General features: G+C 49.4%; 1 protein-coding gene and 1 pseudogene. Both read right to left on the bottom strand.

The annotated features are described in order from the left end of the window. Positions 1-1026 (bottom strand): annotated as a pseudogene (locus RG963_RS16445) (monomethylamine:corrinoid methyltransferase); the annotation flags it as partial. A gap of 19 nt (positions 1027-1045) precedes the next feature. Next, positions 1046-1495: cobalamin-dependent protein (locus tag RG963_RS16440; RefSeq protein ID WP_310577353.1), on the bottom strand; the 450-nt coding region annotated here is incomplete at its 5' end.

The following is a 1495-nucleotide window of genomic DNA, read 5'->3' as shown; positions in this document are numbered from 1 at the left end:
CGTGCACGGGCCCGCACATGGGTAGTACTGGTTCCCTGAGAGAATGTCTGTGAACTCTGAAATTGTTGCACATGCCCAGCCTGCAATTATTAGAGTTTCCCTGGTGTTGGTTGATCCCCAGCGAATGTGGACAGGTCCATCAAGGTGCCAGCTTGCGCTGCTCATGACAACTGAGTTGATGTGGGTTGCAATATCAACAATTGTGGTTTCCTCAATTCCTCCGGCGTATCCTCCGAAAATCGGCATCTGCTCATCCATAATGATATCGCTGTTTCCTTTGTAATGGGCAATAACTGCGATTGCATCAAGGTCTATCTTGAGCTCATTTAACTGTGATACTTCGTGGCTATCCGTGCTGGCCATGCCTGTATAGCAGTCAGCAGATATATTTCCCTGAGCCGACAGGGAAGTCTCCGGGCCCTATATGCCCATTCCCGGGCGGCCTGCCATTGCGCATGCCTGCTTAATCAGGCGGGCTTCCGTCTTTGCTGCCAGTACTTCATAGGGACTGCCGGGAATAGGGGGTTTCCCACGGACAGAGGTCATGACCCCGTCTACAATCGTGTCGACTTCTTTTTCCAGAGCATAGCTCATATGAACAGGCATAAACATATCTTCTGAAATCGGAGAACCTGTAGGACCGCCCTGGACGATGGGCTTTCTCTTGTCCCCGACACTTCTCTTCCTTACGTTTACTGCCTCTCTGCCTGTACCCAGGGTGAACTCTCTCTGGACGTTGTTGATCGCATCCCAGATTTCATCTTCAGTGTACTTTACGATCCTGTGAGTGTCGGTACAGTAGATACCGCAGTCAAGGAGCATCTCGAATCCTGCCTTGAAGAGTTTTCCCATCATGTCCTTGTCAGTAGGAACAAACTCTCCCTTGAAGTCAAGCCCGTACTTCTGCTTGAGCTCCATTGCCTTCATTGGGATTTTCATAAGGTCCCAGTCATCCTGGGTGCACTTTTCTCCTACTTTTGCCCTGTCGTAGAAGTCATAGCAGTCAAATGATTTTCTAAATGTCATCGTCTTTTGCCTCCCAGGATTATTTCATAACTTCGAGTGCCACTTTTGAAGCTTCTGCAGCGTTTTCTGCAGTTGCATCCGCTCCGATTTCCTCGATCCATTTAGCGGATACCGGGGCTCCTCCGAACATGCACTTTACGCTGTCCCTGAGGTTTTCTTCCTTGAGCCTGTCCATAAGGTCTTTCTGGCCGAGCATGGAGGTGGTCATGAGAGCTGAACCAACCAGAAGAACCTTTTCTCCCTTGTGCTTGGCGGCTTCTTCTACAACGGTTTCGTTGAGGACGTCAACTCCAAGGTCAAGAATCTGGAACCCATTTGCGCCGAGCATGGTGGTAACAAGCCTGTGACCGATGTCGTGAATATCTCCTTCTGCAACAAAAGTGATTGCAAGTCCTGTTTCTTCTCCTTCTACCTTGTTCTTTGCAAGTTCGGGAGTGAGGACTTCCATTGCATTGCTCATTGCTTTTCC

Source organism: Methanosarcina baikalica, from assembly GCF_031461075.1.
Lineage (GTDB): Archaea > Halobacteriota > Methanosarcinia > Methanosarcinales > Methanosarcinaceae > Methanosarcina > Methanosarcina baikalica.
The sequence above is the reverse complement of the archived record's forward strand: the minus strand, read 5'-3'. Positions and strand labels throughout refer to the sequence as shown.